Genomic DNA, 14,829 nt, shown 5'->3' on the forward strand with positions numbered 1-14,829 from the left:
ACATCCGGCGTATCGGTGCGGCGAAGGGTGGGGCGGCCGCCTGCGTGCGTGCGGTCGAGCGCGACGCGATCGCGCAGAGGATGGTCAACACTGAAACAATTTGGACTACGATTCAACTCCGTGTTTCGCATCGCCTGAATCCGGGTTTGACAACGCGTGTCATACCGGCTTGTGGATTCCACGTCGACAGCATCCGCTGAAGGTTTATCAGTTGACCGTCTGGCTGAAATCACTTTTAAATAGCCGGCAGGCGGATATCTGAATCCCGGCGTCCGTCATCAGCCTCCTGACCGTCTCCTTGGCCAACCGAATGCCGTGACACTCCCAGAGCTTCTCGCAGGCCAGCGTCGACCCGAAATCGGTGTAGCGATCGCGGATGATCGTCAGCGCCCGTTGGGCCAACTCCGTATCTAGCCGCCGATTGCCGGGGCCGCCACGCTTGCGCGACGCCAGGCCCGCCGCACCAGACTCCCGGTATCGAATCACCAGCCGCTCGATCTGCCGGACCGTCAGGCCCAGCCGTTCTGCCGCGCGGCCAGGCTTCAAACCTAAATCCACCACGGCCTGGATTACCTTGAGTCGATCAAGCTCTCGCATCGTCAGTGTCACCAATCCGGCTGGCTGCATGGTCGGCTCCCGGGCTTACTCAACGAGCCGTCCAGCATGCCAGCAGTCAAAAACACGACATCTGTAAATAGCCAGAACACGACATTAGGATATGGCTGCTACAACACAAACTATCGATAATGTTGATTATGTCAAATTAAATCGCTAGCAAACTTCATCTTCGACAGCGTCGGCATGACCATTTGAGCGTGATGCTCGTCGGCGAAGATCGACCACGCGTCGCGCATCAACGTCATGTTGTCGGACGTGCTGACGCCCATCGTGTTCATGGCGCGAACGTACTTTTCAGCGTCTTTGGTCGCGTGGCCGCCGAGCCCGAACGCCGTGATGCGCGCGCTCGTTCTGCATTTTCTTCGCTTCGTCGAGCGTGCCGGCCAGATCGCCGAGGTTAGCGGCTCCCACGAAAAAGAGGCCGGCATTTGTCGCCGTGTATAGCGCCCGTTTTGGCCAAACCAACCATCGCGATTGAACATCTTTGGTCATATTTCGGACCTCGATCAAACGTGTGCGGCGCGTTCTAACACTTCGCGCGCAGCGCGCCCGAGCACCTTTTCCGACCACTGATTTACGCTCTCGCCTGCAACGGCCGCCGCGACACCGACGGCCGCGTGCGTTTCCGGATTGATGCGCAACATCAGCTTTCCCGACGCCGGCTTTTGCGGCGCTCGGCCTGTGCGTGCGCACTCGTCGAGGTAATGGTCGACGGCCGCGTGAAAGTCGTCCGTCAGTTCGGCGACCGTCTCGCCGTGAAAGCTGATCTTGTCATCGACGCCGAGCACATGCCCGACAAAAATATTGTCGCGGCCGTCGAAGTCGACGCGGGCGTAATAGCCCTTGTACGTCATTGCGTTGGTCATGGCTTTATCCCCATTTCATTGAACCACTCGCGCACATCCTCTACCTGATAGCGCTTCGCCTCTTTGCCCGGATGCGGGCGGTGCAGGTATCGGCGCGTCCCGTTCAGCTCGAAGGCAATGCGCGACCCGGCGCCTTCGTGAATGCTGCCGCCCAACGCGACAACCAATGCTTCGATATCCGCGAACACGATGCCGCCCAGGGTCGGCTTCGTGTAGATCGCGCTCAGCGTGCGGGCGTGTTTCGTCTTCATAGACTCGTGATAGCACAATTTGATATCACTTGATATCGAATGATAGCAAATTGTGCTATCGCCGTTTGATTCCCACCGACGCGATCGCGGGCCGCTAGCCCTGTCTGACGCGTCGAGGCACGCAGGATTACGATGGCGCTGCCAGCCCGCCAGAGGGCTGAAATCGCGCGAATGACTCGGGTTTGCCAGCGGGGCCGACTCACGAACACCCGACCCCGCACCCGGAAAATCGCATCCCCCTCCCCGCGCTTCGCTAAATGGATCGTTTTTGATGCACCGGCCGGGATCGGCGTAAACGCCCGCTGGCGCGGGGTTTCGGCGATTTCATATGGTGAGAAAATGATGCAGTTTGGCGCGTAAACCCGACGAAACAACGCGTCGGCCTGTGACCCGGCCGGCGCGACCGGATTTATGCGCCCCGGCGGCTCGATCGCGCCTCGAAATCGTCGATCAGCCACGACGCGCAGAGCGCCAGCGCGGCATTCCGTGACACGGCACGCTGGCCGCGAAACCTTACATCTCCGCACTTGAGGCTGGCTGCCAGTCCAGAAGGAAGATCACGAAGACGCCTACGAGGTGCGCCTCAAGCGCGGATCGAACCTGCATCTCGACCACCGTATTTCTGCGCGATGTAGCCGATCCGGCCCGTGCTCATCCTTCGTCGTCCCGGCGCGCGCCGCGCGCCGGGACCGGTCGCCGCCTGGCGGCTTCCTCGCCGTCAGAACCGGTACGTCGCGCCGACCTGGAAGAAGCGGCCGAGGTCCGTGTAGAGCGACTGGTCATAGCCCGTGATGTCGGGCACGGCTTGCCACTCGACGTCGAACGGCGGCTTCTTGTCGAAGAGGTTCGTGATACCGCCGTAAATCGTCCAATGCTTGAAGCCGCGGTAGTTGAACATCAGGTTGAACTGGCTGTACGACGCCACCGAGCCCGTGCCGCCGTCGCCGAATTCGGCGGCCACGGCGTTCGTATAGGGCCCCGTGTATTGCCAGGTCAGCGTGGTGGTCAGTTGCCGGTAGTCCCAGCTCAGGCTCGTATTGCCCTTCCAGCGCGGGTTGCTCGCGCCGAACGGCTGCAGCAGCGCCAGGTTGTTGCCGGCGAAGTCCTGCGGCGCGGTTCCGGGGCTGTGCAGCTTGAAGTGCCACACATAGGCCCAGTCGCCCGAGAGCGTGAACGTGCCGTACTTGGTGCGCAGCGCCTTGCGGAAGTTCAGATCGAAACCATCGGTGTCGAGCGCGCCGAGGTTCACGAAATGCTGAACGAGGTAACGCACCGACCCGTCGGCGTTGCGCACGACGCGGGAGGGATCGTTGGCGACGAGCACCGCGTTCGGATCGTCGGTGCCGATGACGCCGTCGATGCGGACCTTGTAGAACGCCGCGCCGATATCGGTCATCGCGTCCGGCGAAAGCTGGAAGCCGATGTTGTAGTTCTTCGTGTGCTCGGGCTGAAGATTCGGATTGCCCGCGACTTGCTCCGTCGTGAAGTGCTTCGTCGGCACACCGCTCGGATCGTTCGGATCGACGAGGTTCTGGTGAGAGAGATAGACGGCCTGCGAGTTTTCGACGAGGGTCGGCGCGCGGAAGCCGCGACTATACGATGCATACGTCGTCAGCATTTGCACGGGCTGGAAACGCAGCGCAAAGCTCGGCGAAAACGCCCCGCCGAAGTCGCTGTAGTGATCGTAGCGGCCCGCCTGCGTGAACGTCAGGTTGCGCAGGATCGGAATGTCGACCTGGTAGAACGCGGCGGCGACGTTGCGCGAACCTTCCACCGTCTGCACGTTCGCGGGCGCGGATACGCCTTGCGACGCGAGCGTCTGCGGGTTGATCGTCGACGATTCGTGGCGGAACTCGGTGCCCAGGCCCAGACCGACGGGTCCCCCGGGCAGCGTGAACAGATTCGACGTCGAAGCCTTGGCCGTCACGCTGTCGACCTTCGAGATGGCCTGCTGATCGTCGTCCGTGAAAACACCCTTCAGGCCGTTCGGCGTGGAGCCCGGGTTCGAGAAGTTGTAGGTGCCGTTGGCGAGCATGTTCTCGAGGCCCGCGACGTTGATCCGGTTGCTGTACGTCGTATCGACCGTGCTCTGCGAGTGACCGTAATCGGCCGACCAGTCCCACGCGCCGAACCTGCCCGCGTCGAACGAGCCTTTGACGCCGGTATTCGCCATCCAGAACGTCGATACCGTATCCGCCCCCACGACGTTGGCCGGGAAGGTCAGGTTGATCGCCGTCGGCACGCCGAACGGGTTATAGGGGTTGCTCACCGGTACGGTGCGCGGCAACGGCGAAACGGATCCGGTCGACGGGTTGTAGACGTTCGTCGTGCTAGAGATCGAGGCCGGCCCCTGCGACTGGACGGTTTCATCGCGGCTCACCCAGAAGCCCGCATAGGCCTGCGTGTTGTCGTCGATCTTGAAGGTGGCGCGCACCTTCGCGTTCAGGCGCGTCGTGGACGGAACGAGCGATGTCGAGGCGGCCGGGTTGTACGTGCAATTGGTCGCGCTCGTCTTGCTGCCCGGCGGGCACGGCGAAAGCGGCACCTTCGAGCCATCCGCCAGCGACCAGTACGACTGCTGGTTCGGCCCGAGCGGCGCGGCCAGGCCGCCGGGATATTGCGTGAAGTCTTGCGCCGACGTCATGTCGCGATCGCCGAGCGTCGAGCCCGAATCGCGGTAATAGCTGGCGGCCGCGGTGACGTTGAAGCGATCCGAATTCAGATCGCCGAAGCCGGCCAGTACGCTGAAGTTGCCCTGCCCGTCGCCCGGATGCTGCGCCTTGCCGAGTTGGCCGTCGATCTGCAGGCCCTGAAAGTTCTTCTTCGTGATGATGTTGACGACGCCCGCGATCGCGTCCGACCCGTAGACGGACACCGCGCCGGTCTTGACGATCTCGACGCGCTCCACCATGTTCAGCGGAATCGCGTTGACGTCGAAGAACGTGTCGGTGAAGTTCACCGACTGCGCATAGTTCGCGACGCGCTGGCCGTCGACGAGCACGAGCGTGTATTTCTCGCTGAGCCCGCGCAACGCCATGCCGGCGCCGCCGGGGGCCGAGCTGTTCATCGTCGTCTGGCCCCAGCTGCTGGCGGAATTGGCCGAGGTCGAACGCAGGAAATCGGCGACCGTCGTGTATCCGCTTTGCTGGATTTCCTTCGCGGTGATGACCTGCACTTCGGTGTGGCCGACCTTGTCGGACGTGCGGATCAGCGAGCCCGTCACCTCGAACTTGTCGAGCTTTTTCACGGTCTGCCCGCCCGCGGCGGCGCCCGATGCCGGCGCGGGCGCCTCAGCGGCAGTGCTGCCGGTTTGCCCGGCGGCGACGCCCCCGTCGACAGGCGTCGTCTGCGCGTAAGCGGAGGTACCCAAAGCCGCCGTCAACGCGACTTCAGCCCATGCGATGCTGCGTATTGCCGATCCCAAAGCCGTTGGTTTCATAACACCCCTCTGTCGTCGCAAGGCCTGACCTTTTTGTATGAACGGAGATTCGCCGGCCTTTAAATAGCGTTGCCCCGCATTCCTGATTCGTCATCTTGTGCTCACAACCATTCCGTCCGACCGCCCGCTTCTTTCAACTTTATTTCTTGTGTTTACAACAACAATTAAACCCAATTAAAAGAAACGACATTCATATAAAATTAGCATCGCTAATTATACAAATCGATATATCCATGCATCGAACGGCCGCATGCAAGCCGCACCGCAAACGGCACTTGGCACATTCGCACCATGGCGCTTCATCAACCAGAGCGTATGCGCTGCCAGGAAAGGCAGTCGTCCGCTGAAGGACTGCTTTACGTATTCGCTTTGAGAGTCTTAATGCACGGAATCCCCATTACCGTTCACTACCAATCTTTACGTGGACGCGAACATAGCAGGACAGAATCGACGCGTCAAAAAATATTTGATGACACATAACTTTGTTTAGGTGCAGTGGATGCACTCGGTTGGTGCCGAATAAAAACCGATATGGTTCATCAACTGCAACCGCCGCCTTTCTTCCTTGTTCGTCTGCTTTTTCACGCGCTCTCGAATGCGCCGCAATGGAGCACACTGCAGGCGCTCGCCGGTCCAAACTATTTTGTTTAGCTGAGACGGGCACCCCTCGAGAACGGGATTTCCCGGTCGGCCCTGGACGGTGTGCTTCGATAAACAGATAGGATTCCTGATAGAGAGACCCTTCGAGCACGTGCGTAGCGTCGTGCACATCAGTCGACCTCCAGATTCCCGGCCGTTTCCATGCGCTTCGTCACCGCCGCATGTCGCCCGCACCGGCTGATGGACACGACTACCCGAAACGCCACCGGCGCGAACACCAGCCCGAACATCGTCGCCGCCAGCACGCCCCCGAACGCGCCGGTCCCGATCGAACGCCGGCTTTCCGCGCCTGCACCGGTCGCCAGCACCAACGGCACGACGCCGAGCAGAAACGCCATCGACGTCATCACGATTGGCCGAAACCGCGCGGCCGCCGCCTCCACCACCGCCAGCCGCAGCGGCACGCCGCGCGCGACGAGTTCGCGTGCGAACTGCACGATCAGAATCGCATTCTTCGCCGACAACCCGATCACCGTAATCATCCCGACCTTGAAGTACACGTCGTTCGGCATCCCGCGCGCGAGCGCCGCCGCCAACGCGCCCACGACGCCGAGCGGCACGATCGTCAGCACCGACAGCGGGATCGTCCAGCTTTCGTACAGCGCGGCGAGCGCCATGAATACCGCGAGCACCGACAACCCGACCAGCAGCGGCGTCTGCCGCTCGGCGATCCGCTCCTCGCGCGCCGCGTTGACCCAGTCGTAACCGATCCCGGCCGGCAGCATGGCGGCCAGCCGCTCCATCTCCGCCATCGCCGCGCCCGAACTGATGTGGGTTGCCGCCCGGCCGCTGACGTCGAGCGACGGGTAGCCGTCGTAGCGATTCAGCATCACGGGCCCGACCGTCCAGTGCGGCGCGGCAATAGCCGACAGCGGCACCATGTCCCCCGTCCGGTTCGGCACCGTCAGCGCCATCAGTTGCGCGTCGGTCGCGCGCGCGCCCGGATCGGCCTCGATGATCACGCGGCGCATCCGGCCCGACGCCGGAAAATCGTTGACGTAGTTCGAGCCGAAGGTGCCGCCAAGCAGCCCCGCGATGCGCTCGAACGGCACGCCAAGCGCATACGCCTTCGCGCGATCGACGTCGAGCTCGATGCGCGGCGCATCCGGCAAGTCCTCGAAATGCACGGACGCGAGCGCCGGGTCCACCTTCGCGCGCGCGGCCAGTTGCTCGCGCGCGGCCTTCAGCGCGTCGAGCCCGACCCCGCCACGATCCTCGAGACGGAACGTGAAGCCGTCCGCGTGACCGAGGCCGGGCACGGACGGCGGCAGCGTCGCCTGTACGTCGCCGTCGAGAATCGCGTCGAAACGCCGGTTGAGCCGATCGCGCAACGTCATCGCATCGACGTCGCGCTGCGACCAGTCCTTCAGCTCGACGAATGCCATCCCGACGTTCTGCCCGCTGCCCGCGAAACTCCAGCCGATCACGCTCGTCACGTTCGCGACGGCCGCCTCCGCCCGCAGGATCGCCTCGACGCGCTGGACGACCGCGGCCGTGCGCGCCTGCGTGGCGCCAGCCGGCAACTGGATCATCACCTGCAGTTGCCCTTGGTCCTCGGTCGGCAGAAAACCGCCCGGCATCATCCAGGACAGCAGCCCGCACACGGCCACGAGTGCGACGTAGATGCCCGCGACCGCGCCCGTGCGGCGTACCGCCGCCACGGTCAGGCGCCGATAGCCGGCCTCCGCGCGCGCGAATCCGACACCGAAGCGGTCGGCCAGGCGCGCGCCGAGGTTGCGTCGCGGCACGCGGCCGCCGCCGCCTTCGTGACGGCCGACCGGTTTCAGCAGGTTCGCGCACAGCGCCGGCGTGAGCGACAGTGCCATGAACGACGACACGAGCATCGACGCGATCATCGACACCGCGAACTGCCGGTAGATGCCGCCGACGCTGCCCGGGAAGAACGCCATCGGCACGAACACGGCGGTCAGCACCGCCGTCACGCCGACGATCGCCCCACCGATCCGCTTCATCGCGCGGCGCGTCGCATCGCGCGGCGACACCCCCTCCTCCATCACGCGATGCACGCTCTCGACCACGACGATCGCATCGTCGACGAGGATGCCGATCGCCAGCACGAGGCCGAACATCGTGAACACGTTGATCGACAGCCCGAACGCCCACATCGCGACGAACGCGCCCATCAGCGTGACGGGAATCACCACCGTCGGCACGAGCGTGTAGCGCAGCTCGCGCAGGAACAGCCACATCACGCAGAACACCAGCACGACGGCCTCGGCGAGCGTCAGCACGACTTCGCGGATGGCGATCTTGACGAAATGCGCGCCGTCGAACGGAATCTCGACCGCGACGCCCGGCGGCAGCGTCTTCGACAGCTCGGCAAGCCGCGCGCGGATCGCGTCGGACGTTTCGAGCGCGTTGCCCCGCGGGCCGAGCTGGATGCCGACGGTGGCCGCCGGACGACCGTTCAGCCGCGAATAGAACGAATAGTCGTCGCGGCCGATTTCGACGCGGGCGACGTCGGCGACGCGCACCACCGAACCGTCCTGCTTCGACTTCAGCACGATCCGACCGAACTCCTCCGGCGACGTCAACTGCCCCTTGACGACGATCGTCGCGGTGAGCTGCTGGCCGTGCACGAACGGCGCATCGCCGATCGCGCCGGCCGTCACCGTCGCGTTCTGCACGCCGATCGCCGCGATCACGTCGTCGGCGCCGAGGTCGTATTCGCGCAACTTGTTCGGATCGAGCCAGACCCGCAGCGCCTCGTCGGCGTCCCATAGCTCGGCCGCGCCGACGCCCGGCGCACGTTTCAGTTCGCGCAGCACGTAGCGGTTCAGATAGTCGCCGAGCTGCGCGGAGTCGCGCGTGCCGTCGGTCGACGTCAGCGTGACGAGCATCAGGAACGTGTTGGCCGCCTTGAACACGCCGATGCCCTGCTGCACGACCTGTTGCGGCAGCCGCGGCTCGACCTGCTTCAGCCGGTTGTTGACGTCGACGAGCGCGATGTCCGGATTGGTGCCGGGCGCGAACGTCACGTCGATCTCGAGGTTGCCGTGACCGTCGCTGCTCGTCTCGTAGTACTGCAGCCCGTCGGCGCCGTCGAGGCTTTCCTCGATGATGCTGCCGACGTCGCCGTCGACGGTCTCGGTCGACGCGCCGGGATAGGTCGCGGTGATCACGACGCGCGGTGGCGCAAGACGCGGATACTGCGCGATCGGCAATTGCGGAATGGCGAGCACGCCCGCGACGACGATCGCGAGCGCGACGATCCACGCGAACACCGGGCGGTCGATGAAGAACGACGGCATCGCGGCGCCTCAGCGAACGGCACGGGCGCCCCGCGCCCGCTTCACGTCAATCATCCGCGCCCCCTTCCCTCTGCTGCGGCCCCGGTTCCGGCGCGAGCATCGACGACGCGAGCAGCGCCTGCGTATACGGGTGGGACGGCGCGTGCAACACGTCGAGCGTATCGCCCTCCTCGACCACGCGTCCCGCCTTCATCACGATGACCCGGTGAGCCATCGCGCGCATCACCGCGAGATCGTGCGTGATGAACAGGTAGCTCAGTGCGTACTTCTTTTGCAGATTCGTCAGCAGATTCAGGACCTGCTTCTGAATCGACACGTCGAGCGCGCTCGTCGGCTCGTCCAGCACCAGCAGTTCCGGCTCGACCGCCAGCGCGCGTGCGATCGCGATGCGCTGGCGCTGGCCGCCGGAAAATTCGTGCGGATAGCGCAGCATCGCTTCGGCCGGCAGGCCGACCTCCTGCAGCAGGGCCGCGATCCGCGCGCGCCGCGCAGCGCCGGACGACGGCGGCCGGTGCACGGCGAGCCCCTCGCCGACGATTTGTTCGACCGTCATGCGCGGCGACAGCGAGCCGAACGGATCCTGGAACACGACCTGCATGCGGCCGTACAGCGCGCGCCGGCCGCGGGTCGTGCGCAGCAACGCCAGCTGCATGCCGTCGATCTCGATGTCGCCCGACGCCGGCCGCTGCAGGCCGAGCACGGCCGCCGCCAGCGTCGATTTCCCCGATCCCGATTCGCCGACGATGCCGAGCGTCTCGCCGCGCCGCAGGCTCAGTTTCACGTCGTGCACGGCCCGGAACGCCGTCTTGCCGAACACCGCGCGCCAGCCCTTCGCAGCGATGCGGTAATCGACGGCGAGTTGCTGCACGTCGAGGATCGTCTGCGCGCCAGCCGCGACCGGCTGCACGGCGCGTTGCGGCGCGCTGTCCAGCAGCCGGCGCGTGTACGCGTGCTGCGGCGCGGCGAATAGTGCGGCGGTCGTGTTCGTCTCGACGAGCACGCCCTGCTCCATCACGGCCACGCGCTGCGCGAAGCGCCGCACGAGATTCAGGTCGTGCGTGATCAGCAGCACGGCCATTCCGCGCGCGGCCGCCTCCTGCTCCTGCAGTTCGATCAGCAGGTCGACGATCTGCTGGCGCACCGTCACGTCGAGCGCCGTCGTCGGCTCGTCGGCGAGCAACAGCCGCGGCCGGCACGCGAGCGCCATCGCGATCATCGCGCGTTGCCGCTGGCCACCCGACAACTGGTGCGGGAAGCTGTCGATGCGCCGTTCCGGCTCGGGAATCCCGGTGCGCCGCAGCAGCGCGATGCCGCGCTCGCGCGCCTCGCCCGCCCGCAGCCCCTCGTGCAACCGCAGACTCTCGGCGATCTGCTTGCCGATCGTATACAGCGGATTGAGCGCCGTCATCGGCTCCTGGAACACCATCGCGATATCGGCGCCGCGGATGCCGCGCATCTGCTGCTCGGTCTTGGCGAGCAGATCCTCGCCGTCGAACAGCATCTGTCCCGACAGCGTCGCCTGCTGCGCGAGCCGCAGGATCGACAGTGCCGTCACGCTCTTGCCCGAGCCCGATTCGCCGACGAGCGCGACGCGCTCGCCGCGTCCGACCGAGAGGCTCAGATCCTGCACGGCGGCTTTCGCGCCGAAGTGCGCGGAGAACCGCCGGATGTCCAGCAAGGGGGCCGTCATCGTTGCTCCCCGCCGAAGGCCGAGCCGCGCGCGCGCATGTCGAGTGCGTTGCGCAGCGCGTCGCCCATGAACGTGAGCAGCAGCAGCGTGACGACCAGCGCCGAGAACGCGGAGATCGAGATCCACCACGCGTCGAGGTAGTTCTTGCCTTCCTGCAGCAGTTCGCCGAGGCTCGGCGTCGGCGGCTGCACGCCGAGGCCGAGGAAGTCGAGGCTCGTCAGCGACAGGATCGCCGCGCTCATCCGGAACGGCAGGAACGTGATCACCGGCGTCAGGCTGTTCGGCAGCACGTGCCGCCACATGATCTGCCAGTTCGACAACCCCATCGTGCGCGCGGCCTTCACGTAGTCGAGCGCACGGTTGCGCAGGAACTCCGCACGCACGTAGTCGGACAGCACGAGCCAGCCGAACATCGACAGCAGGACGAACAGCAGCCACAGCGACGGCTCGAAGATCGACGCGAAGATGATCAGCAGGTACAGGTCGGGCAGCGCGCTCCAGACCTCGATCAGGCGCTGCCCGACGAGATCGGTGCGCCCGCCGTAGAAGCCCTGCAGCGCTCCCGTCAGCACGCCGAGCGCGACGCCCGACACCGTCAGCGCCAACGCCATCAGCACCGACAGCCGAAACCCGTACAGCAACCGCGCGAGCACGTCGCGGCCGAACTGGTCGGTGCCGAGCCAGTTGCTCGCGGACGGCGGCGCCGGATACGGCCGCGACGCGAAGTAGTCGATCGTGTCGTAGCGGTAGCGGTTCGGCGGATAGATCGCGAAGTTGCCATGCGACTCGAGTTTCGCGCGGATGTACGGATCGAGATAGTTGGTCTTCGCCGGAAAATCACCGCCGAACTGCGTTTCCGGATAATCCTTCAGGATCGGAAAATAATAGTGTCCGTCATAGCGCACGAGCAGCGGCCGGTCGTTCGACAATCCGTCGGCCAGCAGGCTGAGTGCGAACAGCGTGGCAAAGATCACGAGGCTCCAGTAGCCAAGCCGCTGCGCGCGAAACCGCAGCCACGTGCGTCGCCACGGCGACGGCGACGCCGTGCACGCGACGGCGGCCGGATCAGTGGTCCAGGCGGCTGAACTGGATACGGGGGTCGACGAGGACATAGCAGATATCCGCGATGAGCTTGGTCAGCAGACCGATCAGGGTGAACAGGAACAGCGAGCCGAGCACGACCGGATAGTCGCGGCGGATCACCGAGTCGTACGACAGTTGCCCCATCCCGTCGAGCGAGAACAGCGTCTCGATCAACAGGTTGCCGTTCAGGAACGCGCCGACGAACGCGGCCGGCAACCCGGTGAGCAGCGGAATCGCCGCGTTGCGCAGCACGTGCTTCCACAGCACGTCGCGCTCCGGCGCGCCCTTCGCGCGTGCTGTGAGCACGTATTGCCGGCCGATTTCGTCGAGGAACGTGTTCTTCGTGAGGATCGTGACGATCGCGAAATTGCCGACCACCGAGGCCGTCACCGGCAACGCGACATGCCACAGATAGTCGAGGGTCTTGCCGACCAGCGTCAGCTCGTCGAAGTTGTCCGACGTGAGCCCGCGCATCGGAAAGACCTGCCAGAACGTGCCGCCGCCGAACAGCATCAGCAGCAGCACGCCGAGCACGAAGCCCGGCACCGCGTAGCCGGTCAGCACCAGCACGCTCGTCGCGGTGTCGAACCGCGAGCCGTTGCGCACCGCCTTCGCGATGCCGAGCGGCACCGACACCAGATACGTGAGGATCACCGTCCACAGCCCGAGCGTGATCGACACCGGCAGCTTGGAGCGGATGACCGTCCACACGCTGCGGTGCGCGAAGTAGGACTGGCCGAGGTCGAACGTCGCATAGCTTTTCAGCATCAGCAGATAGCGCTCCAGTGGCGGCTTGTCGAAACCGAACTGCTTGCGGATCTGCTCGATCTGCTGCGGGTCGACGCCCTGGCTGCCGTGGTAGCCGCCCGCGCCTGCGCCCGCCTCGCCGCCCCGCGCGCTGCCGTGGCGCAACTGCGCGAGCACCTGCTCCACCGGCCCGCCCGGCACGAACTGCGTGACCGCGAACGTGATCGTCACCACGCCGATCAGCGTCGGAATCATCAGCAGCAGCCGCCTCAATATGTATGCCAGCATCGTTGCTCCCCGTCAGGCCGCCGGAGCGGGTTGTGCTCGTGCGGCCGGCCGCTTCACGTACCAGTAGTCGATGATCCAGTCCTCGTACTGATAGGAAGCCGGCACGACCGCCGGATGGCCGAGCGTCGTCTTGTACGCGATCCGCGCGTTCGGCATGTAGTACTGCGGGACCAGCACGTACAGGTTGATCAGCACGCGGTCGAGGGCGTGCGTGGCCGTCTCGAGATCCTCGAGCGTATTGGCCGCGAGCGCCGCGCGGATCAGTGCGTCGACGGCCTTCGACTTCACGCCCGGATAGTTCTCCGAACCGGGCTGCGACGCGGCCGCGCTGCCGAAACGGCGTGTCAGCTCCGCGCCGGGGATCGTCACGGGCGAGTAGATATACGTCGTCATGTCGTACTCGAAATTGTCGAGCCGCTTCTGGTAGAGCGCGCTGTCGATCTCGTGCAGGTACGCATGGATGCCGAGCGTCGCGAGCGCCTGCGTGTACGGCAGGATCAGGCGATCCATGCCGGGCTGGTCGTCGATGATCTCGATCGTCATCGGCGTGCCGCTCGCATCGCGCAACGCGCCGTCGCGGTAGTGCCAGCCGGCCTGCGCGAGCAGGTCCCGTGCTTGCTTGAGGTTCGCGCGCAGCGAGCCCGGCGGCAGCGTCGACGGCTGCTTGGTCATCGGGCCGAACACCTCCGGCGGCAGCGTTGGCCGGTACGGGTCGAGCAGCGCGAGCTCCTTCGCGCTCGGCATGCCGGACGCGGCGAACGGGCTCGCGTCCCAGAAACTGTTGGTGCGGCGGTACTGCCCGTAGAACATCATCCGGCTCATCCAGTCGAAGTCGAATGCCAGCGCGAGCGCATGCCGCACGCGTACGTCCTGGAACATCGGCTTGCGCAGGTTCATCAGGAAACCCTGCATCTGTGCGGGGCCGTCCGGGAACTCGCCCTTCGTCAGCAGTCCGTTGCGAAAATTCTTGCCGACGTACTTGCGCGCCCATTGCGTCGAGCTGTATTCCATCCGCGCGTCCACGTCGCCGGCCTTCAGCGCCTCGAGCGCCGTGTACTGGTCGAGGTACAGCTTGAACGACACGCGTGCGAAACGGAACATCCCGCGCCGCGACGGCAGGTTCGCGGCCCAGTAGTGCGGGTTGCGCACGTACACGATCTGCTTGTCGTTCCTGCGCTGCTCGATCAGGTACGCGCCGCTCGCGATCGGCGGCACGTTCGCGATCTGGTCGAACGGCGGTCGCGTACCGTCCGCGCGCTGCCCCCACTTCGGCGAGAACACCGGCAGGTCGCCTGCGATCAGCGGGGCGTCGCGCTCCGCATGCTTGAAGTCGAAGCGGATCGTGTGACCGTCGACGACTACCGCACGCCGGATGATCGAAAACTGCGCGTTGTACAGCGGCGACGCCTGCGGGCTCGTCAGCGTATCGAACGAATACTTGACGTCGGCCGCGGTGATCGCGTCGCCGTTCGAAAAGCGCGCGGCCGCATTGATGTGGAACGTCGCCGACAGCCCGTCCGGCGCCACCTCGACGTCGTCGGCGATCAACGCGTATTCGGACGCGAGTTCGTCCCAGCTGCGCTGCATCAGCGTGTCGAACATCAGGTTCTTGATGTCCGGCGCGGGCGAGCCGCGCACGAGGAACGGGTTCAGCGAGTCGTAGCTCTGCGCTTCGTCGTAGTTTTCGAAATTGAGCGCGCCGGTGTCGGGCGCCTGCGGATCCGCGTAATCGAAATGCGTAAAGCCCGGCGGGTATTTCGGCTGGTCGTATTGCGCGATGGCCGGCACCGCGTGCGCGACCGGCGGCATGACCGCGGCCAGCGCCACGCACGCGATCAGCGCGGGCATCCGCCGCCATTTCAACAGTCTCATGTTCAGTCAACCCGGTAACATGCCGGCCCGATGCCCCCACGCG

The 14,829-nt window shown here is 65.1% G+C and carries 8 protein-coding genes and 2 pseudogenes; all 10 read right to left on the reverse strand.

Annotated elements, in window-relative coordinates:
- Window positions 1–255: 255 nt before the first annotated feature.
- A pseudogene (locus tag WT53_RS16360) lies at window positions 256–627 on the reverse strand (helix-turn-helix domain-containing protein); the annotation flags it as partial.
- A gap of 140 nt (window positions 628–767) precedes the next feature.
- Window positions 768–1,026, reverse strand: a pseudogene (locus WT53_RS32485) (hypothetical protein); the annotation flags it as partial.
- A gap of 98 nt (window positions 1,027–1,124) precedes the next feature.
- On the reverse strand, window positions 1,125–1,484 hold the full coding sequence (locus WT53_RS16370; protein ID WP_060260641.1) for a type II toxin-antitoxin system HicB family antitoxin: 360 nt from the start codon (window positions 1,482–1,484) through the stop codon (window positions 1,125–1,127).
- Window positions 1,481–1,735, reverse strand: coding sequence for a type II toxin-antitoxin system HicA family toxin (locus tag WT53_RS16375; protein ID WP_034207353.1), 255 nt, complete (start codon window positions 1,733–1,735; stop codon window positions 1,481–1,483). The genes WT53_RS16370 and WT53_RS16375 overlap by 4 nt, the downstream gene beginning before the upstream one ends.
- 718 nt (window positions 1,736–2,453) lie before the next feature.
- On the reverse strand, window positions 2,454–5,174 hold the full coding sequence (locus tag WT53_RS16380; protein ID WP_060260644.1) for a TonB-dependent siderophore receptor: 2,721 nt from the start codon (window positions 5,172–5,174) through the stop codon (window positions 2,454–2,456).
- Window positions 5,175–5,944: 770 nt separating this feature from the next.
- On the reverse strand, window positions 5,945–9,106 hold the full coding sequence (locus WT53_RS16385) for a multidrug efflux RND transporter permease subunit (protein ID WP_060260648.1): 3,162 nt from the start codon (window positions 9,104–9,106) through the stop codon (window positions 5,945–5,947).
- Between the two features lie 46 nt (window positions 9,107–9,152).
- Window positions 9,153–10,796, reverse strand: a complete 1,644-nt coding sequence (locus WT53_RS16390) for an ABC transporter ATP-binding protein (protein WP_060260651.1) — start codon at window positions 10,794–10,796, stop codon at window positions 9,153–9,155.
- Window positions 10,793–11,908: an ABC transporter permease gene (locus tag WT53_RS16395; protein ID WP_034207357.1), complete on the reverse strand. Its 1,116-nt coding sequence runs from the start codon at window positions 11,906–11,908 to the stop codon at window positions 10,793–10,795. Before WT53_RS16395 ends, WT53_RS16390 begins: the two co-directional genes overlap by 4 nt.
- Complete coding sequence (locus WT53_RS16400) at window positions 11,862–12,914, reverse strand: microcin C ABC transporter permease YejB (protein WP_060260656.1); 1,053 nt, start codon at window positions 12,912–12,914, stop codon at window positions 11,862–11,864. The genes WT53_RS16395 and WT53_RS16400 overlap by 47 nt, the downstream gene beginning before the upstream one ends.
- Before the next feature lie 12 nt (window positions 12,915–12,926).
- Window positions 12,927–14,786 (reverse strand): extracellular solute-binding protein, encoded by a 1,860-nt coding sequence (locus WT53_RS16405; protein ID WP_060260660.1) that lies wholly within the window; start codon window positions 14,784–14,786, stop codon window positions 12,927–12,929.
- Between the last annotated feature and the right edge of the window lie 43 nt (window positions 14,787–14,829).

The organism is Burkholderia sp. MSMB2157WGS, from assembly GCF_001532755.1.
Taxonomy (GTDB): domain Bacteria; phylum Pseudomonadota; class Gammaproteobacteria; order Burkholderiales; family Burkholderiaceae; genus Burkholderia.

Bases quoted from the DNA above. Each gene is read 5' to 3' on its own strand.
- WT53_RS16370 (WP_060260641.1), bottom strand. From the start codon at position 1,484: ATGACCAACGCAATGACGTACAAGGGCTATTACGCCCGCGTCGACTTC.
- WT53_RS16375 (WP_034207353.1), bottom strand. From the start codon at position 1,735: ATGAAGACGAAACACGCCCGCACGCTGAGCGCGATCTACACGAAGCCG.
- WT53_RS16380 (WP_060260644.1), bottom strand. From the start codon at position 5,174: ATGAAACCAACGGCTTTGGGATCGGCAATACGCAGCATCGCATGGGCT.
- WT53_RS16385 (WP_060260648.1), bottom strand. From the start codon at position 9,106: ATGCCGTCGTTCTTCATCGACCGCCCGGTGTTCGCGTGGATCGTCGCG.
- WT53_RS16390 (WP_060260651.1), bottom strand. From the start codon at position 10,796: ATGACGGCCCCCTTGCTGGACATCCGGCGGTTCTCCGCGCACTTCGGC.
- WT53_RS16395 (WP_034207357.1), bottom strand. From the start codon at position 11,908: ATGTCCTCGTCGACCCCCGTATCCAGTTCAGCCGCCTGGACCACTGAT.
- WT53_RS16400 (WP_060260656.1), bottom strand. From the start codon at position 12,914: ATGCTGGCATACATATTGAGGCGGCTGCTGCTGATGATTCCGACGCTG.
- WT53_RS16405 (WP_060260660.1), bottom strand. From the start codon at position 14,786: ATGAGACTGTTGAAATGGCGGCGGATGCCCGCGCTGATCGCGTGCGTG.